Origin of the sequence: Sphingomonas aliaeris, assembly GCF_016743815.1 — a bacterium.
Lineage (GTDB): Bacteria > Pseudomonadota > Alphaproteobacteria > Sphingomonadales > Sphingomonadaceae > Sphingomonas > Sphingomonas aliaeris.
The window spans coordinates 1,835,864-1,855,548 of sequence record NZ_CP061035.1 but is presented as its reverse complement, the minus strand read 5'-3'; the positions used below and the strand labels follow the sequence as shown (position 1 = coordinate 1,855,548).

General features: G+C 65.4%; 17 protein-coding genes, 1 tRNA gene and 2 pseudogenes. 16 read left to right on the top strand and 4 right to left on the bottom strand.

Going from position 1 to position 19,685, the window contains the following annotated elements; all coding sequences use genetic code 11:
- Nucleotides 1–7: 7 nt before the first annotated feature.
- Nucleotides 8–325 carry a DUF2218 domain-containing protein gene (locus H5J25_RS08785; RefSeq protein WP_225883457.1) on the bottom strand — a complete coding sequence of 106 codons (318 nt, stop codon included), beginning with the start codon at nt 323–325 and terminating at the stop codon, nt 8–10.
- 8 nt (nt 326–333) lie between these two features.
- Complete coding sequence (locus H5J25_RS08780) at nt 334–906, bottom strand: PadR family transcriptional regulator (protein ID WP_202095723.1); 573 nt, start codon at nt 904–906, stop codon at nt 334–336.
- A 211-nt stretch (nt 907–1,117) separates the two neighbouring features.
- Between H5J25_RS08780 and H5J25_RS08775 the strand changes: the two are divergent.
- Nucleotides 1,118–2,433, top strand: a pseudogene (locus H5J25_RS08775) (replication-associated recombination protein A).
- 89 nt (nt 2,434–2,522) lie between these two features.
- Here the strand turns inward: H5J25_RS08775 and H5J25_RS08770 are convergent.
- Entirely contained in the window at nt 2,523–5,000 is a 2,478-nt protein-coding gene (locus tag H5J25_RS08770; RefSeq protein ID WP_202095722.1) for a TonB-dependent receptor domain-containing protein, read from the bottom strand.
- Nucleotides 5,001–5,504: 504 nt separating this feature from the next.
- On the opposite strand from H5J25_RS08770, the gene H5J25_RS08765 reads away from it, so the two are divergent.
- The 4 genes and pseudogenes from H5J25_RS08765 to H5J25_RS08750 all read left to right on the top strand — a co-directional run bounded on the left by H5J25_RS08765 (nt 5,505) and on the right by H5J25_RS08750 (nt 9,648).
- On the top strand, nt 5,505–6,365 hold the full coding sequence (locus H5J25_RS08765; protein WP_202095721.1) for a hypothetical protein: 861 nt from the start codon (nt 5,505–5,507) through the stop codon (nt 6,363–6,365).
- 22 nt (nt 6,366–6,387) lie between these two features.
- Nucleotides 6,388–6,463, top strand: a tRNA-Thr gene (locus H5J25_RS08760).
- 87 nt (nt 6,464–6,550) lie between these two features.
- Complete coding sequence (locus H5J25_RS08755) at nt 6,551–7,258, top strand: endonuclease/exonuclease/phosphatase family protein (protein WP_202095720.1); 708 nt, start codon at nt 6,551–6,553, stop codon at nt 7,256–7,258.
- 94 nt (nt 7,259–7,352) lie between these two features.
- Nucleotides 7,353–9,648, top strand: a pseudogene (locus tag H5J25_RS08750) (patatin-like protein).
- A 52-nt stretch (nt 9,649–9,700) separates the two neighbouring features.
- Here H5J25_RS08750 and H5J25_RS08745 read toward each other — a convergent pair.
- On the bottom strand, nt 9,701–10,702 hold the full coding sequence (locus H5J25_RS08745; protein WP_202095718.1) for an IS30 family transposase: 1,002 nt from the start codon (nt 10,700–10,702) through the stop codon (nt 9,701–9,703).
- Between the two features lie 231 nt (nt 10,703–10,933).
- Between H5J25_RS08745 and H5J25_RS08740 the strand changes: the two genes are divergently transcribed.
- From H5J25_RS08740 to H5J25_RS08690, 11 genes are all read left to right on the top strand, one after another.
- Nucleotides 10,934–11,296: a hypothetical protein gene (locus H5J25_RS08740; protein WP_202095716.1), complete on the top strand. Its 363-nt coding sequence runs from the start codon at nt 10,934–10,936 to the stop codon at nt 11,294–11,296.
- Nucleotides 11,296–11,970 (top strand): orotidine-5'-phosphate decarboxylase, encoded by a 675-nt coding sequence (gene pyrF / locus H5J25_RS08735; RefSeq protein ID WP_202095714.1) that lies wholly within the window; start codon nt 11,296–11,298, stop codon nt 11,968–11,970. Before H5J25_RS08740 ends, pyrF begins: the two co-directional genes overlap by 1 nt.
- A 60-nt stretch (nt 11,971–12,030) precedes the next feature.
- Nucleotides 12,031–12,669: a phosphoribosylanthranilate isomerase gene (locus tag H5J25_RS08730; protein WP_202095713.1), complete on the top strand. Its 639-nt coding sequence runs from the start codon at nt 12,031–12,033 to the stop codon at nt 12,667–12,669.
- 40 nt (nt 12,670–12,709) lie between these two features.
- Nucleotides 12,710–13,984 (top strand): tryptophan synthase subunit beta, encoded by a 1,275-nt coding sequence (gene trpB / locus H5J25_RS08725; protein WP_202095711.1) that lies wholly within the window; start codon nt 12,710–12,712, stop codon nt 13,982–13,984.
- A 26-nt stretch (nt 13,985–14,010) separates the two neighbouring features.
- Nucleotides 14,011–14,184 (top strand): hypothetical protein, encoded by a 174-nt coding sequence (locus tag H5J25_RS08720; RefSeq protein WP_202095710.1) that lies wholly within the window; start codon nt 14,011–14,013, stop codon nt 14,182–14,184.
- Nucleotides 14,181–14,984, top strand: a complete 804-nt coding sequence (gene trpA, locus H5J25_RS08715; RefSeq protein ID WP_202095709.1) for a tryptophan synthase subunit alpha — start codon at nt 14,181–14,183, stop codon at nt 14,982–14,984. Before H5J25_RS08720 ends, trpA begins: the two co-directional genes overlap by 4 nt.
- Nucleotides 14,981–15,835 carry an acetyl-CoA carboxylase, carboxyltransferase subunit beta gene (gene accD / locus H5J25_RS08710; RefSeq protein ID WP_202095708.1) on the top strand — a complete coding sequence of 285 codons (855 nt, stop codon included), beginning with the start codon at nt 14,981–14,983 and terminating at the stop codon, nt 15,833–15,835. Before trpA ends, accD begins: the two co-directional genes overlap by 4 nt.
- 61 nt (nt 15,836–15,896) lie before the next feature.
- The gene (locus tag H5J25_RS08705) at nt 15,897–16,310 is read left to right on the top strand and encodes an endonuclease domain-containing protein (RefSeq protein WP_202095707.1); all 414 of its coding nucleotides are present in this window, start codon (nt 15,897–15,899) and stop codon (nt 16,308–16,310) included.
- A 1-nt stretch (nt 16,311) separates the two neighbouring features.
- Nucleotides 16,312–17,622 (top strand): bifunctional folylpolyglutamate synthase/dihydrofolate synthase, encoded by a 1,311-nt coding sequence (locus H5J25_RS08700; RefSeq protein ID WP_202095706.1) that lies wholly within the window; start codon nt 16,312–16,314, stop codon nt 17,620–17,622.
- A gap of 70 nt (nt 17,623–17,692) precedes the next feature.
- Entirely contained in the window at nt 17,693–18,133 is a 441-nt protein-coding gene (locus H5J25_RS08695) for a DUF6628 family protein (protein WP_202095705.1), read from the top strand.
- A 73-nt stretch (nt 18,134–18,206) separates the two neighbouring features.
- The gene (locus H5J25_RS08690; RefSeq protein ID WP_202095703.1) at nt 18,207–19,547 is read left to right on the top strand and encodes an AmpG family muropeptide MFS transporter; all 1,341 of its coding nucleotides are present in this window, start codon (nt 18,207–18,209) and stop codon (nt 19,545–19,547) included.
- Nucleotides 19,548–19,685: the final 138 nt, after the last annotated feature.

The following is a 19,685-nucleotide window of genomic DNA, read 5'->3' as shown; positions in this document are numbered from 1 at the left end:
GCCGGCGCTAGCGCCAGTCGTATGTGAGGGGCGCCTCGCGAAAGGCGAAGCGGTCGACATGCCGCGCGACGGCATCCTTCAACGCCTCCAGCTGCCCCTCGGCCGACGCCTCGATCTTCACTGTCAACGCATCCGCCCCGGCGTCGAACGTGACCAGGGCATCGCCCGGCCAATCCGCCCCGCGCGCATCCTTCGGAAACGCGACGGTGCCGTGATCGGCGGTGAATTCCACCGACAAATTATGCTCCCAGTGCTTGCACACCTGTTGCAGGTATTTGCTCGCACTGGCCGTCGGGACGATTGCGGTCGATGTGGTTTTTTCCATATCCTCGCTCATTTCAAACGCTCGATCTTCTGTGCGACCTCGTCCAGCAACGCGGCGACTTCATGCAGCCGGTCGGCGTCCATATCGTCTTCGTTCAGCCGCTGGTGCAAGACCTGGCGGAGATTGCCCATCGCGCGCCGGATCGGCCCGCCATCGGTCCGCTGCCGTTCCGCACCCACCTCCGCAAGCCGCGCGAACAATGCCGCGACCTCGTCCGCGCGCTCGGCCAGCAACGCTTCGCCAGCGCTGGTGACCGCGAACTGCTTCTTCGCGCCCTCGGCCTTGCGCTCCTCGATCATGCCCATGTCGTCCAGCATCGTGATCGTCGGATAGACGACCCCGGGGCTCGGCGCATAGGCGCCGCCGGTACGGGCCTCGATCTCGCGGATCAGGTCGTAGCCGTGGCGGGGTTGCTCCGCGATCAGCCCGAGCAGGACGAGCCGCAACTCGCCACCGTCGAACATGCGACGCCCGCGGCCGGGACCACGTCCACCGGGGCGATCCTCGTCACCGCCGCCCCACCGGAAGGAGAGACCACCCCGTCCGCCAAAGCCACCGCCACCACCACCACCGCGATGCATGCCGTGCCTTTTGTGGCCACCGCGGTCACCTCTTTCGAAAACTATCATTCCAATGTCCTTATATCTTCTAGATGGGTCTAAGATATATCTCAGATTGTTTTCCGCAAGGGGTCGATCGAATGAAATCCCGATGGACGGTGGATGTCAGCGTGGCGGAGGCGGACAGCCAAGCACTGGTCGTGCCAGCCTCCACCGCCTATCTTGCGCGACAATGGCCGACCTGTTCGCATCTTTCGATCCGCCCGCCCGCGAGGCTGCTCCGGAAAACGCGCCCCTTGCCGACCGGCTGCGGCCGCGCACGCTTTCCGAGGTGGTCGGGCAGGATCACATTACCGGACCGGAAGGCGCGATCGGCCGGATGGTCGCCGCGGGGCGACTATCCTCGATGATCCTGTGGGGCCCGCCCGGCACCGGCAAGACGACGATCGCGCGGCTGCTCGCCGATGCGGTCGACCTGCGCTTCGTCGCGATCTCGGCGGTGTTCTCGGGCGTGGCGGACCTGAAAAAGGCGTTTGCCGAGGCGCGCGATCATGCCCGGATCGGCAAGCGGACCCTGTTGTTCGTGGACGAAATCCACCGCTTCAACCGCGCGCAGCAGGACGGCTTCCTGCCCTATGTCGAGGATGGCACCGTCACGCTTGTCGGCGCGACGACGGAGAATCCCAGCTTCGAACTGAACGCCGCCGTGCTCAGCCGCGCACAGGTGCTGATCCTGCACCGCCTCGATGCCGCCGCGCTCACCAAATTGCTCGATCGTGCGGAGGATACGGAGGGTCGCCCCCTGCCCCTGACCCCGGAAGCCCGCGACGCGATGGTCGCACAGGCCGACGGCGACGGCCGGTTCCTGCTCAACCAGGCGGAAACCCTGTTCTCCGTCGACCTGCCCGAACCGCTCGATCCCGCCGGCCTGTCCGCGTTCCTGCAACGCCGCGTCGCGGTGTATGACAAGGATCGCGAGGGTCATTACAATTTGATCAGCGCGCTGCACAAATCGATCCGCGGCAGCGATCCGCAGGCCGCGCTTTATTATCTCGCGCGAATGCTGACCGCGGGCGAGGAACCCTTGTTCGTCCTGCGGCGGCTGACGCGCGCGGCGGTCGAGGATATCGGCCTCGCCGACCCCAACGCGCTGGTGCAGTGTATCGCGGCGAAGGACACGTACGACTTTCTGGGCTCGCCGGAGGGGAACTCGCGATCGCGCAGGCATGCCTGTATCTCGCCACGGCACCCAAATCGAATGCCGGGTACAAGGCGCAGAAGGCGGCATGGCGGTCGGCGAAGGAAACCGGATCGCTGAGCCCCCCGGACAACATCCTGAATGCCCCGACCAAGCTGATGAAGGACATCGGCTATGGCAAAGGCTATGGCTACGACCACGATATGGCGGATGGCTTTTCAGGGCACGATTACTGGCCCGAGGGGATGGAGCCGCAGACCTTCTACGAACCGGTCGAGCGCGGTTTCGAACGCGAGATCGGGAAGCGACTGGATTACTGGCAGAAGCTAAGGGACGAGATGCGCCGCTGAGCGATACCGACGAAAAAGCCTCCCCGGCGCGAACCGGGGAGGCGATGGTATTTCGGTGACCGGCGGCTCGCGCCACCGGCCGCCAGGTTTCAGAAGTCGAAGCGCAACGATGCCGAGATAGTTCGGCCGTTGAGCGCCTGTGCCTCGGTGATGCCGCTCGCCGGAACGGTGGGGGCAGAAACCGAGATGAGCGCGATCTTGTCGAGCACGTTGAACGCGTTCAGCGACAAACGCGTGCGGGCGTCGATGCGATACTGAACGTACGGACTGACGATGACATAGCCGGGCTGCTTGAGCATGTTGCCGTCCTGCGCGAAGCTGCTCGTCGTGCCGTTCACCAGCGTCCCAATCGTCACCGCCCCGGATTCGAGCTGCGGCCGCGCGGCGAAGAAGAAGTTCGCCTGGTGCCGTGGCCGGTTTCCGTTCAGCGTCGCATCCAGCACGTCCTTGTCGATCTTCGCGCGCGTGTAGGTGCCGTTGAGCGTCAGGCTGAACGGCCCGTTGTGCCACGCGCCCTCCAACTCGACGCCCTTTGCAGTGTACGAGCGGTCGATCGGCACGACGATCGACGCGCCGTTGGCGTCAGTCGAGATCTGGAAATTCCGATCGCTGGTCGATGCCCAGAAGCCGGTCGCATAGGCCGAGAAGTCGCTGGAGCGGATCTTGACGCCCGCTTCGGCTTGCTTGACGTAACCGAAAGCGGTTTTCGGATCGGTCAGACCGCCCCCGATCGGATCGTGCGAGGGCGAGAAGAACAGGCGATCCGCGCCCGCACGCGCGCCACGGCTGTACCGGACGAACGTCGATAGCGAGTCCGCGAAGCGGTAATTGGCGCTGAGCGAGTAGGACAGATAGTCATAGTCGTAATTGACGTTGCCCGGCTGGCTCAGCGGTAGCGTCGCGACCTGTCGTTCGGTCGGCTGGATCACGCCGTCGCCGTTCATATCGACCACTGCATAGCCGTTACGGCCGCCGCCGAGATCGGCCCCATAGAGGCGCCCCGTCACCTTGCCGGTATCGAGACGGAGGCTGCCGCCGATCGCCAGTTTGCCGAGCTTGTAATTCAATGACGCATAAGGCGCGATGACCCGGTAATTGACGTCGAACCGCTCGTGATAATTCTGTGGCGCCTGAAGCGTGTAGGCCAGGACGCCGTTCTGCGTGATCGCGCCATCCGGCGTCGCGATATTGACGAATGAAGACGCGCCATTCGCGGCGACATCCTGTACCGTGGTCGTGAAGCTCCAGAACATGTCGATGTCCTGCGAGGAATAATACACGCCCCCGCTCGTGGTCAGCGTCCCAGAACCGACGTCCCAGCCCCGGCTTGCGCGCACGTCGTTGGTCACTGTTCCCAGATCGTTGAGTTTCGCATTAATCGACAGCCCCAGGATCATCAACGTGTCTGCGCTGACGGCCTGACCGGTCTTCGGACCGTTGGCATAGGTTAGGTTGCCGGTGCCTCGAAAGACGTTTGCCGGCGCGATCGCCATGGTAGCAACCTGATTGAACTCACCCGAGTTCGCCGAGAACCGAAACCGCTCGGTCACCGACCATTCGTCGACCTCGAACTGCGCTTCAAGTCCCACTGCGCTGGACACCGCGCGGATGCCGTTACGCCCGCTGGCGGTCGTCACCCGATTATCCTGGTCGAGCATCGGAAAGGACGTGTTGAATTGCGACATCGTGGAGTCACGCCGGACATCCAACCCGGGCAGATTGGCATAATTCGGCGAACCGTTCGTACCGGTCACTCCGATCGGAAACATCGCATAGGTGGGCTGGCGGTCGTTCAGATACTTGCCGTACAGGCGGATATACCCCCCGCCGGCGAATTCGCGCGTTAGGTTCGCTTTGATCTGTCCGCCCTTGAAGGCGTTGAACCCGACCGCGCGCGGGCCTTCGCCCTCGCGGTAGAAGCCACCGACGTTGAAGCGCCAGTCCGCGGCGATGCGACCGCCATAGTTGAAGTCCATGCGATACCGGTCGTGGTCCAGGCCGGCGCTGGCCATGATCGAGCCGCCCTCGACCTCGCCTGTCTTGGACAGGAAGTTGACCACGCCACCCGGCGCGTTGGATGCGAAGGTCGACGCCGATCCGCCGCGGATCGTCTGGATCTGCGACAGACTCAGGTCCGGGCGCAGGAACGCGTCCGACGACGCGAAATGAATATCGCCAAATTCGAGGACCGGCAGGCCGTCTTCCTGCAGCTGCAGGAATTTCGCCCCATCCGCCGCGAGCGGCAGGCCGCGGATCGAAATGGCGGAAAAGCCGTCCGTGCCGGACCCTTCGGACCGGATGCCCGGAATGTTGCCGATGATCTCTGCCACCGATACCGCGGAAATCTTCTGGATGTCGGTGTCGTCCAGCGTGCTGGCCGAGATCGCCGTGTCGAACATGTCGCGACCCTTCGCCACTCCGGTCGTGAACGCCTTGGGTTTCGCGTTGGCGGACTGCTCGTCCGACTGCGCGACGTTCGCCGGCTCGTCGGCCGAAACCGCCTTCGCCAGTGCCGGCGCAGAGAGGGCGAGGTACGAGATCGAGACGATTAGGGAGAAGCGCTTCATGATGAACTCCAGTGCGGGAATGTCACCATCTAGATATCAATGGTAAAAATGTGGTAAATTATCAGTATATCGGCAAATCTTTGGAAAAATCATATTGACATCAAACAATATTGTGCCACTTAATCAATGGACGCATATCAGAATTTGCAGGTTTGGACTAAGACTTATCTATCTTGAAAAAGCCTGATCTAATTTGAAAACATCATTAAACTTATCATCGTTATCTTAATTCTTCAGCGCATGTGTCGGAAAATTGCCATCGAACGTGATCGGGCCAAGCCGGATTGGTGGCGGCCGATCCTATTATAAGAGAGATTAGACCCGGACGATCCGCCGATGGTAGATACGCGCTCAAACCGACCGCATGCTCCGGAGTCCGACGTCCTTTGCCACATTCCGCCCGATGATCGGCATCGCATTGCCCCCGGTCGTTCGGATCCAACCCAGCCGGCTGCAACGTCATGGTTGGTCGCGGAAGCGGCAACGGCCGGCCGGCAGAACGCGATGACCCGTTTCAGGCAATTCGCCGCGATCGACTGGTCCGGCGCGGTGGGCGCGCGGCAGAAGGGGATTGCGGTCGCGATATGCGATACCGGCGTCGACGCACCCACGCTTATCCTGCCGACGGAAGGCTGGGCGCGACACGCCGCGCTCGACTGGCTGCTCCACGACATGCCGGCCGATACGCTCGTCGGCCTGGATCTCGGCCCGTCCCTGCCGTTCGCCGACACAGGCGCCTTCTTTCCGGGCTGGGCCGACAGTCCGCCCGACGCCCGCGCACTCTGGGCACTGGTCGATCGGATCTGCGCCGACGACGCGCATCTGTCGGCAACCTCGTTCGTCGACCATGTCGAGGCATCGCGCCACTTCCGGCATCATGGCGGGCGCAAGGGCGAGTTCTTCGAACGCCACGGGCGGCTGCGCGCCACCGAACAGGCGCAGCGTGCTCAGGGCCTCAACCCCTATAGCAGCTTCAACCTGGTCGGCGCGGCGCAGGTCGGCAAGTCGAGCCTGACGGGCATGCGTGTGCTCCACCAGCTTGCCGGCCGCGTCCCGATCTGGCCGTTCGATCGCCCGACCGGGGGATCGCTGATCGTGGAAATCTACACCAGCATCGCTGCGCTGGGCGCCGGTCGGTCGAAGGGCCGCACCAAGATGCGGACCATCGCCGATCTAAACGCCGCGCTCACCACGATCGGCAGCCTGCCCGTGCCCGGCAATGGCCCGATCGACGATCACAGCAGCGACGCGATCCTGACCGCCGCATGGCTCCGCGCCAATGCCGATCGTGCGGACTTGTGGCATCCCCCCGCCATGACGGATGAAATTGCCCGCACCGAGGGCTGGACCTTCGGCGTAACCTGACGCAAAAGAGCGCCGCACCCGGGCCGGTTTAGCTCAGTTGGTAGAGCGCCAGTTTTGTAAACTGGATGTCGCGGGTTCGATTCCTGCAACCGGCACCACTTCTTTCGTCTCCGCGAAACCGCCACCGCCGCGGGATTCGGTTCCGCCCCCGGCACAATCTCCCTCGATCGGCGTTACCGCTCCCGATGATCGCACACCAGATAAAGGTCGCCAGCTACAACATCCACAAGGGTATCGGGCTCGATCGCCGTCGCGATCCGATGCGTATTCTGGAAGTCCTGCGCGAAATCGACGCCGACGTGGTCGCGCTTCAGGAGGCCGACCGACGCTTCGGGGCGAAGGCCTGCGTCATTCCCGTCCATACGCTGGAGGAGCATTCCCCGTGGAAGGCGATCCCGTTCGGCGTCAATGCCGGGTCGATGGGCTGGCACGGCAACGTCCTGCTCGTCCGCAAGGACGCGGTGGTGATGGACAGCGAGGCGATCCACCTGCCCGCGCTGGAACCACGCGGCGCGGTGATGGCGGATGTCCGCGCGAACGGCGTTCCGGTGCGTATCGTCGGCATGCATCTCGACCTGTCCGGCCTATGGCGGCGACGTCAGGCACAAGCGATCACCACGCATGTCGACGCCTGCGCGACACGGCATCCGACCGTGATGATGGGCGACCTCAACGAATGGAGCGCGGGCAGCGGATGCCTGCGCGATTTCGGCAAGGACTATGATTTCGCCACCACTGGCCCGAGCTTCCACGTCCGCCGCCCGGTCGCGCGGCTCGACCGGATCATGGTCTCGCGTGACTTCAAGGTGCTGGACGCGGGCGCGCATCAAAGCGCCGCATCGCGCAAGGCGTCCGATCACTTGCCGATCTGGGCGGTGCTGGAGGCGGCGTGAACGGATCGGGACGGACTGTCGGCCAATCCTCCTATACTGGAGAAGAGGGACCCCCGAAGCGGGGCGCAACCGGGACGGGTAGAGGCTGCTGACAATGCGGGAAAAGGAACTCCGTCTCGCTCTGGTCTGCTATGGCGGCATCAGCCTCGCCGTCTACATGCACGGTATCTCCAAGGAGATCTGGCGTCTCGCCCGCGCAAGCGAGGCCTTCCTGTCCGATACCCCGCCCGCCAGCGGCAGCCAGGCGGTCTATCGCGCCCTGTTGCAGGAAATACAGGACGATACCGGCCTGCGCCTGCGCGTGCTGGTCGATATCATCGCGGGGGCGAGCGCGGGCGGGCTGAACGGCGTGTTCCTGGCGCAGGCGATCGCGACCGGGCAGAGCCTCGAACCCCTGACGCAGCTCTGGCTCGATTCTGCCGATGTCGAGGCGTTGATCGACAAGGACGCCGCGCCGCAATCGCGCATGTCCAAGGCATGGGCGATCCCGATCGCGTGGATGGCGGCGGGGCGCGAGGGCGGCAAGGTCGACGAGACGGTCGATCCCGAAACGCGCGAGGAAGTGCGGCGGAAACTGTCCCACTTCGTCCGCTCGCGCTGGTTCGAACCCCCGTTCGGCGGAGAACGCTTCACCGGCCTGATCCTCGATGCGCTGGAGGCGATGGCGACGGGTCCGAAAGGCCCGCGCCTGCTCCCCTCGGGCCAGCCGCTCGATCTGTTCGTCACCGTCACCGATTTCCGCGGCCATCCCGAACGGCTGCAACTCCACTCGCCTGCCGAGGTGATGGAGACCGAACATCGCATCGTCGTGCCGTTCACCGATCACGGCACGCCGTGCGAGACGCTCGCCGACCATGCCGAACTGACCTTCGCCGGGCGGGCGACAAGCAGTTTCCCCGGCGCCTTCCCGCCCTTCACGGTCGGCGAACTCGACACCGTGCTGGAGACGCGGGACGCGGAATGGCCCGGCCGCGCGGCGTTCCTGAAACGCATCCTGCCGCGCCAGTTCGCCGCCAATGTCGCCGACAAGGCGGTGCTGATCGACGGATCGGTCCTTGCCAACGCGCCTTTCCGCCCGGCGATCGATGCCTTGCGCGAACGCCCGGCCCGGCGCGAGATCGACCGCCGCTTCATCTATATCGATCCGTCGCCGGGGATGAAGATCCACTTCGGCAACGCCGCGCTCGACAAGCCGAGTTTCTTCCAGACGATCCTGGGCGCGGTCAGCGAATTGCCGCGCCAGCAGCCGATCCGCGACAATCTGGAAGCGATCGCCGAACGCTCAGCACGGATCGAACGCATGCGCGGCATCACCACCGCGATCCGCGGCGAGGTCGAGGCTCAGGTCGGATCCCTGTTCGGCTACACCCTGTTCCTCGATTCGCCGACGACAGCGCGGCTGGCGGGATGGCGTCGTCGCGCGCAGAACGCCGCCGCGACCAAGGCGGGCTATGGCTATGCCGCCTACGGCCATTTGAAGGTCGCCGGCGTGATCGAGAACATCACCGCCCTGCTCTACCATGCCGGGGGCGAGCCGGGTCCGGGCCGCTGGTACCGCATCCGCGATCATATCGCCGCCGCCGTCGCCGCGCGCGGGGTCGGACGCGATCGGCTCCGGCTTCACCGGCGGGGCGAGCAAGGAGACGATCGACTTCCTGCGCGCCTACGACCTCGCCTTCCGCATCCGCCGCCTGCGCCTGCTGGGCAGGCATCTGACCGAATTGGAGGCGGAGGAAGGGCATGGCGATCTCGGCGGGATGCGCGACGCGATCTACGAATCGCTCGCGGCCTATCTGGAAGTCAAGCGGACCGAAGCGCATGCCCATCTGCAACGCGACGTGCGCGAATTGCGCGGCGATGCCGGGCCGTTGCTGGATCGGCTGGGAGAATCACTCGATCTGACCCGGCTCGACGCCGAGACCGACGCCCGCCTCGCGACTGCTTTCGCCGGCCTGCCGCGCGAAACGCGACGGCCGATCCTCCTGACCTATCTCGGCTTCCCGTTCTTCGACGTCGCGACCCTGCCGCTGCTGCAAGGCGAAGGCACCGACGAATTCGACCCGATCAAGGTCGACCGCATCGCCCCCGACGACGCCCGCTCGATCCGCCCCGGCGGCGCGGAGGCGACGTTGAAGGGCATCCGCTTCAACAAGTTCGGTGCATTCTTCAGCCGCGCCTACCGCGAGAACGACTATCTGTGGGGCCGGCTGCACGGCGCGGAACGGATGATCGACATCATCGTCTCCACCCTGCCCGCCAAGATGCGTCTGAAACCGGGCCGCGTCGCCGTGGTGAAACACGCCGCATTCAAGGCGATCCTGGACGAGGAAGAACCCAAGCTCACCGCCGTCCCGGGGCTGATCGAGGCGCTCCGCCGCGAGATCGGGTGACCGCCCCTCCCACACCGCCCACCGTCATCCCCGCGCAGGCGGGGATGTGGATTCACGTTTGAAGTGCACCGTTTGAGAGAGCGATGAATGCCTCGGCGGGTGTCTGGAAGTCGAGGCATTTTCTGGGGGTATTGTTGAGGCGTTCGGCATAGGCACAAAGTTGGCGGTGGGTGATCGTATTGAGATCGGTCTTGCGGGGCAGGACGCGGCGCAGCCGTCCGATGGTATTTTCGACCCCGCCTTTTTGCCAGGGGCTGCGGACATCGCAGAAGAAGGTGGCGACGCCGAGACGATCGCGCAGGCGATGATGCTCGGCGAATTCGGTGCCATTATCGAAGCTGATGGTGCGCCGCATGTCGCGGGGGATGGCGCCGAGCCGCGCTGCGATACGGCTGGCGGTCAAGGCGGCTTTGCGGTGCGGTGGCTTGTCGAGGATGGTGAAGCGGGTCTGTCGTTCGTGCATGACGAGGATGTTGTGGCCGTATCGGGCGAACAGCATGTAGTCGGCCTCCCAGTGGCCCGGCTGGTCGCGCCGGTCGGCCTCTGCGGGCCGTTCGGACAGGGGTATACGGTGCTGGATGAAGCTGGCCGGACTGCCGCCGCGGCGTGCATATCGCCCGCGCCTGAACTTCGCGCGGGGCAGCAGGCGGTGCCAATGGTCTTTCTGCGCCGAGCGGTGATAGACGTAGCGATAGATTGACTCATGGCTGATCACGGTGCGACCAGCATCACGCGCCAGCCGGCCGGCGATCTGTTCGGGGGAATGTCCCATCGCAAGGCCTTTCCTCACGATCTCTCGCAGGTCCGGCTGGCGTACCAGCTTGAAGCGGCCGTCCCAGCGCCGCCGCCGTGCCGCCAGCGCATGCGCCCGCGCCGGGGCATAGCCACCGTCCCAGACCTTCGTCCGCTGGCTATTGCGCCGCCGCTCGCGACCGATCGTCGTATGATCCCGGCCGATCGCCGCCGCTATCGCACGATCCGACAGCCCGGCGGCATGCAGCCGCGCGATCTCGATCCGCTCGTCTAGGCTGAGCTGCCTGTATCTTCGCCCCATCGCACTACCACCCTAGCAGCGGTGCACTTCTTTCGTGAGTCCAGGGGATCCATAATCACCGACCTCCGACGCAAGACCCGTCGCCCGCCCCCTCTGAACCGTCGTAAAAAGAACCGCACCGTCCCCCCGGTATGGTTTCCCGCCTGCGCGGGACTGACGACCGCAAACACAGGCCCCACCCCAAACCCCGCCCCACTAGTCAACCGCGCTGACCCACGTTAGCCTGCACGCATGCAATTCCTGAAAATCCTGTTCTGGTGCCTGCTCGCCTTTCTCGCTGCGATCTTCACCATCGGCAATTGGACCAACGTGCAGATCAAGCTGTGGGGCGGGCTGATCGCGGAAGTGAACCTGCCGCTGCTGCTGTTCGTCGTCTTCCTGCTCGGGCTGCTGCCGACGATGGCCTATTATCAGGCGGTGCGCTGGCGGCTCCGTCAACGCCTGACCACCGCGCAGAATGCCGTGGAGACGCTGCGCGCCACCGCCGCCGTCCCCGCGCCCCGTCTTGCCGCCGATCCCGAACCCTTGCCCGTCGCCGCCCACGCGATCCCGCCGGCCTCCATCCCCACCGCCGTACCGCCGGGTGGCGCGTAATGAGCAACCGCATCTTCGTCGCACTCGACACGCCCGATCTCGCCAGGGCGAAGGCGCTGGCGCAGCGCGTCCATCACCATGTCGGCGGCCTCAAACTCGGGCTCGAATTCTTCATGGCGAACGGCCGGTCGGGCGTTCGCGAGATGGCCGAACTAGGCCTGCCGATCTTCCTCGACCTCAAGTTCCACGACATTCCCAATACCGTCGCCAAGGCGATCCAGGCGCTGCGTCCGCTCGAACCCGCCATCCTGACCGTTCATGCCTCGGGCGGTCGCGCGATGCTGGAGGATGCCAAGGCCGCCGCGCCGACCGGCACGAAGGTCGTCGCGGTGACGATGCTCACCAGCCTGGACGATACCGATCTGGCCAGCACCGGCGTCCGCGGCAGCGCGCACGATCAGGTCCTGCGCCTGACCGAACTGGCGATGGAAGCGCAGATCGACGGCATCGTCTGTTCGGGCGAGGAAGTCGGCGCGGCGAAGAAGGCGTGGCCGAAGGGGTTCTTCGTCGTCCCCGGCGTCCGCCCGTCGAACGGCACGATCGGTGACCAGAAACGCGTCGTCACGCCCCGCGCCGCGCTCGATTCCGGCGCGTCGATCCTCGTCATCGGCCGTCCGATCACACAGGCCGAAAATCCGGACCTCGCCGCGCGCGAGATCGAAGCGACGCTGTAAGACCGCACCGACGCCATATCGTTAGGCTCTCTTTCACCCGATACCGTGTACAGCCGCGCCATGACACTCAACGCCAAGATCTGCGGTCTCTCGACTCCCGAAACGCTGGACACCGCGATACGCGGCGGGGCCAGCCATGTCGGCTTCGTCTTCTTCGCCCCCTCGCCGCGCAACCTGTCGCGGGAACGCGCGCAGCAACTGGCGGCGCGCGTGCCGAATCATGTCACGCGCGTCGGCGTATTCGTCGATCCCGACGACGCCTTGCTCGACTCCGCGATTTCCGCCGGCAGCCTGCAAGCCTTGCAACTTCACACCACCTCGCCCGAACGCGCCGCCGCGATCCGCGCGAAGACGAAGCTTCCGGTCTGGGCCGCAGTTGCGGTGAAACAGAACGTCGATCTTGCCGCCGCCGCCCGCTACCAGGGCATCGCCGACCGCATCCTGTACGATGCCAAGACGCCTGCCGGCGCGACCTTGCCCGGCGGCATGGGTGTCCGCTTCGACTGGACTTTGTTGCAGGGTTTCCGCCATCCGCTGCCCTGGGCGCTGTCCGGCGGGCTCGACCCCGTCAACATGGCGGAGGCGGTCCGCATCACCGGCGCCGAACTGGTCGACGTCTCGTCCGGCGTCGGATCCTCGGCGGGGATCAAGGATCCGGGCAAGATCGCTGCCTTCCTGAAGGCCGCGTCCGCACTCTAACGGGCTTGGCTCGGCGGGCGGACCCGCTTAAAGCCGCCCGATGAACGCCCCACAAACGCCAGATCAAGCAACGCTTAACCCGGCACCGTCCACCCCGAATTCCTTCCGCGCCCAACCCGACGACCGGGGGCATTTCGGGGATTTCGGCGGTCGCTACGTCGCCGAGACGCTGATGCCGCTCGTGCTGGATCTCGACAAGGCGTACCGCGCCGCCAAGGCCGATCCCGCCTTCACTGCGCAGTTCGAGGATCTGCTCGAACATTATGTCGGCCGTCCCAGCCCGCTTTATTATGCCGAACGCCTGACCGAAGCGCTGCGCGGATCCGCGCCCGAGGGCAAGGGAGCGCAGGTCTGGTTCAAGCGCGACGAACTGAATCACACCGGCGCGCACAAGATCAACAATTGCATTGGGCAGATCCTGCTCGCGATCCGCATGGGCAAGACGCGCATCATCGCCGAGACGGGCGCGGGCCAGCACGGGGTCGCCACCGCGACCGTCTGCGCGCGGTTCGGCCTGCCCTGCGTCATCTATATGGGCGCGAAGGACGTCGAGCGTCAGGCACCGAACGTATTCCGCATGAAGCTGCTCGGCGCGGAAGTTCGCCCGGTGAAGAGCGGCGCGCACACGCTGAAGGATGCGATGAACGAGGCGATGCGCGACTGGGTCGCGAACGTCCACGACACGTTCTACATCATCGGCACCGCAGCCGGCCCGCACCCCTATCCCGAACTCGTCCGCGACTTTCAAAGCGTCATCGGCCGCGAGGCGCGCGAACAGATGCTGTCGCGCATCGATCGCCTGCCCGACCTGCTCGTCGCGGCGATCGGCGGCGGATCGAACGCGATCGGCCTGTTCCACCCGTTCCTCGACGATACCGACGTCAAGATGCTGGGCGTCGAAGCGGCCGGCCACGGCCTCGACAAGGAACATGCCGCGTCGCTCGCGGGCGGATCGCCCGGCATCCTGCACGGCAACAAGACGTACCTGTTGCAGGACGAGGACGGCCAGATCACCGAGGCACACTCGATCTCCGCCGGTCTCGATTATCCCGGCATCGGCCCCGAACATTCCTGGCTGCATTCGATCGGCCGCGTCGAATATACTTCGGCGACCGACGTCGAGGCGCTGGACGCGTTCCAGTTCCTCTGCCGCACCGAAGGCATCATCCCCGCGCTGGAACCCTCCCACGCCATCGCCGTCGTCGCGAAACGTGCGCGCGAGATGGACCGCGACCAGATCATCCTCGCCAACCTCTGCGGCCGCGGCGACAAGGACATCTTCACCGTCGCCGAAGCGCTGGGAGTGGAGATGTGAGAGCCGTTTCTCGAGCGGCTTTGTTGGTGACCGCAGCGGTATTGGCAGGTTCAGCGGTCGGCTACCTTGCCGCGATGGCAGGGTTGTCGAGCAATCTCCGTTCGTTTTTGGCAACTTTCGTCGGTGTGATTTTCGGCGTGTATGGCCCAAAATGGCTCAAACGTTCGTCGCCAAAGTCGGGAATGAAATGGTCCAAATGACCCGCCTCTCTACCGCCTTCGCCAAGGCCCACCCCGCGCTCGTCACCTTCGTCACCGCGGGCGACCCGACTCCGCACGCCACCGCCGCCGTGCTCGACGCGCTGGTCGCGGGCGGCGCGGACGTGATCGAACTCGGCATGCCCTTCACCGATCCGATGGCTGACGGCCCCGCGATCCAGGCGGCGAACCTGCGCAGCCTCGCCGCGGGTACGAAAACCGCCGATATCCTGAACATCGCCAAGGCCTTCCGCGCGCGCCATCCGGATACCCCGCTCGTCCTGATGGGCTATGCCAACCCGATGACGATCCGCGGCGCCGACTGGTTCGCCGCCGCCGCGCGCGACGCGGGCGTCGACGGCGTGATCTGCGTCGATATCCCGCCCGAGGAGGATGAGGAACTCGGCCCCGCATTGCGCTCCGCCGGAATCGACCTGATCCGACTCGCCACCCCGACGACCGACGCCGCGCGCCTGCCGACCGTGCTGAACGGCGCCAGCGGCTTCGTCTATTATGTCAGCGTCGCCGGCATCACCGGCCTGCAACAGGCGGCACAATCCTCGATCGAGGACGCCGTCGCCAAGCTGAAGGCCGCCACCATCGTCCCCGTCGCGGTCGGCTTCGGCATCCGCACGCCGGAACAGGCCGCTGCCGTCGCGAAGGTCGCGGACGGCGTCGTCGTCGGCTCGGCGATCGTCGATCTGGTCGCACAGCACGGCGCAGCGGCAGCAGAGCCGGTCCGCGCCTATATCCAGTCCCTCTCGTCGGCGATCCGCGCCGCCCGAATGGAAGTAACCGCATGAGTTGGCTCAACAACGTCCGCAACGCGCTGTCGTTCGTCGTCCCCCGCAAGGAGACGCCCGAAAACCTCTGGCACAAGTGCAAGGGCTGCGGCCAGATGGTGTTCCTGAAGGAACTGGAGGACAATCTCCACGTCTGCCCGCATTGCGAGCATCACGATCGCATCGGCCCCGTCACGCGCTTCGCCTATACGTTCGACGCGGGCAGCTACACGATCATCCCGCTACCCAAGGTGCCGGACGATCCGCTCAAGTTCCGCGATACGAAGAAATATGCCGACCGCATCAAGGCCGCCCGCGCCGCGACGTCCGAAGGCGACGCGCTGATCAACGCGCGCGGCACGATCGACGGGCACAAGGTCGTCGTCGGCGTGCAGGACTTCGCCTTCATGGGCGGATCGATGGGCCTCGCGGTCGGCGAGGCGTTCATCCGCGGCGTCGAAAATGCGATCCTGGACGATTGCCCGTACATCATCTTCACCGCCGCCGGCGGCGCGCGCATGCAGGAAGGCATCCTCAGCCTGATGCAGATGCCCCGCGCGACCGTCGCGATCGCGATGCTGCACGATGCGGGCCTGCCCTATATCGTCGTGCTGACCGATCCGACGACCGGCGGCGTGACCGCAAGCTATGCGATGCTCGGCGACGTGCAGATCGCGGAGCCCGGCGCCCTCATCGGTTTCGCCGGCCAGCGCGTGATCGAACAGACGATCCGCGAAAAGCTGCCCGAGGGCTTCCAGCGCGCGGAATATCTGCTCGATCACGGCATGCTGGACATGGTCACGCACCGCAAGGAGCTGCGTGCGACGCTGGCGAAGGTGGTGGATTACCTGTCGGTAAAGCGCGCGGCGTAACCTTCTTCTCCCCTCCCGCTTGCGGGAGGGGCCGGGGAGGGAAGTCAACGAAAGCGAGGGAATGGAACAGAGAACCCGATCCCGCGAACTTCGTCAAAACGCAACGGAGGCCGAACGCCTGCTGTGGCGCGCCATCAGCGCGCGCAAGATCGCAGGCGCCCGCTTCAACCGGCAAGTCCCCGTCGGGCCATTCATCTGTGACTTCGTAGCGCGATCGTCGAAGCTGGTCATCGAGGTGGACGGCGGCCAACACACGCCGGAGGCCGATGCAAGCCGGACCGCTTATCTTAAAAGCCACGGATATGAGGTCATCCGCTTCTGGAACACGGATGTTCTGCAAAACCTCAACGGCGTAGTTGCAGCGATAACGTCGAAGCTTGCGGCACGCCCCTCCCCCAACCCCTCCCGCGAGCGGGAGGGGAGCAAGAAGGCCGCTCCTCTGGCGGATTGCGCAGCATCGGAGGGTAGCCTCTAAGATGCCCGACCACGCCACCTCCACCAACCCTGCCGTCCAGCACCAGCTCGACCGCCTCTGGGCGCTCTCCCCCGGCGCCGACATCCTCGGCCTCGAACGCATCACCGCGCTCCTCGCCCGGCTCGGCAATCCGCAGGACCGGCTGCCCCCCGTCTTCCACGTCGCTGGCACCAACGGCAAGGGATCGACCTGCGCCTTCCTGCGCGCGGCGATCGAGGCGGCGGGCTATACCGCGCACGTCTATACCAGCCCGCATCTCGTCCGCTTCAACGAACGCATCCGCATCGCCGGCACGCTGATCGACGACGACGCGCTCGCCGCCTTGCTCGACGAGGTGCTGAACGTCGCCGACGGCATCGGCGCGAGCTTCTTCGAGGTCACCACCGCCGTCGCCTTCCTCGCGTTCAGCCGCACGCACGCGGATGCCTGCATCATCGAGGTCGGGCTTGGCGGGCGGCTCGATGCGACCAACGTCATCGCCCGCCCCGCGGTCACCGGCATCGCGCAGCTCGGCATCGACCACCAGAGTTTCCTCGGCGACACGCTCTTGCAGATCGCGGGCGAGAAAGCGGGCATCGCCAAGCCCGGCGTGCCGCTCGTCACGATGGATTATCCCAAAGCGCTGCGCGACCGGATCGCCGAAATCGCCGCCGCCGCCGGTGCGCCGGTCCTCGCGCGTGGCACCGCGTGGCACAGCGACAGCGCACGGACGACGATGCGCTACAGCGATCCCGGCTTCACGATCGCCACGAACCGCCCGCGGCTCGTCGGCACGCACCAGTCGCGCAACCTCGCGCTCGCCATCGCGATGCTCCGCCATCAGGGCGTGTTGAACATTCCGGAGGCGGCGTTGCGCGCGGCGGCGGACTGGGCGCATTGGCCCGCCCGGATGCAACGCCTCGGCAACGGCCCGCTTACCGCGCGCCTGCCCGAAGGAAGCGAAGTCTGGCTGGACGGCGCGCACAATCCCGCCGCCGCGAAACCGCTCGCCAAGGCGCTGCGCCGCATCGCGCGCGGCCGCCCAGTCACGTTGATCACAGGCATGCTCGCCAACAAGGACGCGCCCGGCGTGTTACGCGAACTGTCGCCGCAACTCACCCACGTCATCGCCGTCCCGGTGCCCGGCCACGCGCATCACACCCCTGAAAAACTTGCCGAAATCGCCGCGAGCCTCGGTCCCACCGCATCCACCGCGGACAGCTTCAATGCCGCGATCGACCTGCTCGACGACAGTCCCCGCCTCGTGCTGATCGCCGGAACGCTCTACCTCGCCGGTGAAGTGCTCGCCGCCAACGACGAGCAGCCAACCTGATCTCTTATTGATATTGACTTGCAATAACGAACAGGCGACCTTGCGCTCAAGCCAAGCGGAGTCGCCTATCATGAGCACTGCCAACTCGATCGCCCAGAACACCGCCGCCGCATTGCCGCACGCAATGCCCCCCTGCGCCAACGCCCGGCTGGCGCTGTTCGCGGTGCGCCGGATGGGCGCGAACGGCCTGTCCGACGCGCATGTCGCGCACACCTTCATCAATGGGTTCGGGGAAAATTTCCGTCGGCCGCTTGTACTGATGCGCGCGCTGATGGCCGATCTCGCGGCAAATTCCAGCTGCCCGATCGCCATCGCACCGTGCTGCTGCGGGCGCATCACCTCGGCCGAAAGCGCGCTGCTGACGATCCTCGCCCGCGCGGAAACCGCTCCGGACAGTGCGCGCCTCCTCCTGTCCGATCTGCTCGGCATCCGCCGCATCGACGGCGTCCTGGCCAGCGCCACTGCCGTCGCGCAATCCTTCGCCGATGCGGGGCGCCCGATCGCGGCGTGATCGCCGAAGGGCTGTCTTATTTCGTTCACCAAGGCTAACCTCCCCCGCAATGAACGTGGGGGAGCAAAAACGGATGAACGGCACGACGGACGGGCCCGGCAGCACCTGGATGGACGGTCTGCGCCCCTATGTCGAAAAGGCGCCACTCGCTTCCTTCTTCCTCGGCATATCCTCGGGCTTTCCCTACGCGATGATCGGCGCGACGCTGACCAGCCGTCTGGCGCAGGACGGTATCGACAAGAAGACGATCACCGCCTTCACGCTGGGTTTCCTCGTCTACAATCTGAAGCCCTTATGGGCATGGGCGGTCGATGGCGTGCATATCCCCGTGCTCGGCCGGCTGGGACAGCGCGTGTCATGGCTGCTCTTCGCGGGCATCCTCGTCATGGCGGCTGTGGTCAATCTCGCCCTGGTCGATCCGAAAGCGGATATGGGCGCGACGGTGCTCGCAGCGGTGCTGGTCGGCTTGGCCGGCGCGACGTTCGACATCGTCATCGACGCGTACCGGATCGAACAGTTGAAGCCGTATCAGCTCGGCGTCGGCTCGGGCATGACGCAATATGGCTGGCGGATCGGCTCCGTCGCCGCGGGTGCATTGGCGCTGGTACTGGCCAGCCGGATCGGTTGGTCGGGCGCATACATGGTCTGCGCGCTGTTCGCGCTTCCGGCGATCCTCACCGGCCTGTTGATGGGCGAACCGGAACGCCGCCGCGAACCGGCCGCCCGTCGCGGACTACCCGAAATCTGGGCGTCGATCATCGGCCCGTTCCTCGAATTCTTCCGACGCCGCGGCGCGATCGTCGTCCTGGTCTTCATCCTCATCCACAAGATCGGCGACACGCTCGGTCAGATCGTCCTGCGCCTGCTGCTCAACGATCTCGGCTTCGATAATGACGAGATCGCGATCTACGATATCGGCGTCGGCTTCTGGGCATATCTGATCGGCATCTTCATCGGCGGCGTGCTGTATGCGCGGCTCGGCTTGAAACGATCGGTGCTGATCTCGCTGATCCTGATGGCGATCTCCAATGCCAGCTTCGCAATACTTGCGGGCGCGGGACACAGCGTCTGGGGGCTGGCCGGCACGATCGGGTTCGAAAACATCGCCAGCGGCATCGGCGGCGTGACGGTGATCGCCTATTTCGCCGCGCTCTGCGACCTGCGCTTCACCGCCGCTCAATATGCCTTGATCTCGGCCGGCGCGAGCATCGTCGGCCGCCTGCTCACCGCGACCACGGCAGGCGCATTGGTCGGATCGTTCGGCTATGTGTCGTTCTACTGGATGACCTTCTTCGTCGCGCTGCCCGGCGTGCTGCTGTTCTGGTGGATGAGCAGGTCCGGCCTGATCGACAGCTCGATCGGCGATGCAGGAACCGCAGGCGAAGGCGATGCGCGGGCGGGGGAAACGGCGTGACGCGCGTCTGAACTCCCAACCGTTCGTGCTGAGCCTGTCGAAGCACCTGCTTCAACCACGACGCCAACTCCCCCCCCGTTCGTTTCGAGCGAAGTCGAGAAACAATCACGCAGGACCGTCCAAGGTTACCCGACTTCC

What these genes read in the sequence shown, in the direction of transcription:
- H5J25_RS08785 (WP_225883457.1), bottom strand. Translation starts at nt 325, where the DNA reads ATGGAAAAAACCACATCGACCGCAATCGTCCCGACGGCCAGTGCGAGC.
- H5J25_RS08780 (WP_202095723.1), bottom strand. Translation starts at nt 906, where the DNA reads ATGCATCGCGGTGGTGGTGGTGGCGGTGGCTTTGGCGGACGGGGTGGT.
- H5J25_RS08770 (WP_202095722.1), bottom strand. Translation starts at nt 5,000, where the DNA reads ATGAAGCGCTTCTCCCTAATCGTCTCGATCTCGTACCTCGCCCTCTCT.
- H5J25_RS08765 (WP_202095721.1), top strand. Translation starts at nt 5,505, where the DNA reads ATGACCCGTTTCAGGCAATTCGCCGCGATCGACTGGTCCGGCGCGGTG.
- H5J25_RS08755 (WP_202095720.1), top strand. Translation starts at nt 6,551, where the DNA reads ATGATCGCACACCAGATAAAGGTCGCCAGCTACAACATCCACAAGGGT.
- H5J25_RS08745 (WP_202095718.1), bottom strand. Translation starts at nt 10,702, where the DNA reads ATGGGGCGAAGATACAGGCAGCTCAGCCTAGACGAGCGGATCGAGATC.
- H5J25_RS08740 (WP_202095716.1), top strand. Translation starts at nt 10,934, where the DNA reads ATGCAATTCCTGAAAATCCTGTTCTGGTGCCTGCTCGCCTTTCTCGCT.
- pyrF (WP_202095714.1), top strand. Translation starts at nt 11,296, where the DNA reads ATGAGCAACCGCATCTTCGTCGCACTCGACACGCCCGATCTCGCCAGG.
- H5J25_RS08730 (WP_202095713.1), top strand. Translation starts at nt 12,031, where the DNA reads ATGACACTCAACGCCAAGATCTGCGGTCTCTCGACTCCCGAAACGCTG.
- trpB (WP_202095711.1), top strand. Translation starts at nt 12,710, where the DNA reads ATGAACGCCCCACAAACGCCAGATCAAGCAACGCTTAACCCGGCACCG.
- trpA (WP_202095709.1), top strand. Translation starts at nt 14,181, where the DNA reads ATGACCCGCCTCTCTACCGCCTTCGCCAAGGCCCACCCCGCGCTCGTC.
- accD (WP_202095708.1), top strand. Translation starts at nt 14,981, where the DNA reads ATGAGTTGGCTCAACAACGTCCGCAACGCGCTGTCGTTCGTCGTCCCC.
- H5J25_RS08705 (WP_202095707.1), top strand. Translation starts at nt 15,897, where the DNA reads ATGGAACAGAGAACCCGATCCCGCGAACTTCGTCAAAACGCAACGGAG.
- H5J25_RS08700 (WP_202095706.1), top strand. Translation starts at nt 16,312, where the DNA reads ATGCCCGACCACGCCACCTCCACCAACCCTGCCGTCCAGCACCAGCTC.
- H5J25_RS08695 (WP_202095705.1), top strand. Translation starts at nt 17,693, where the DNA reads ATGAGCACTGCCAACTCGATCGCCCAGAACACCGCCGCCGCATTGCCG.
- H5J25_RS08690 (WP_202095703.1), top strand. Translation starts at nt 18,207, where the DNA reads ATGAACGGCACGACGGACGGGCCCGGCAGCACCTGGATGGACGGTCTG.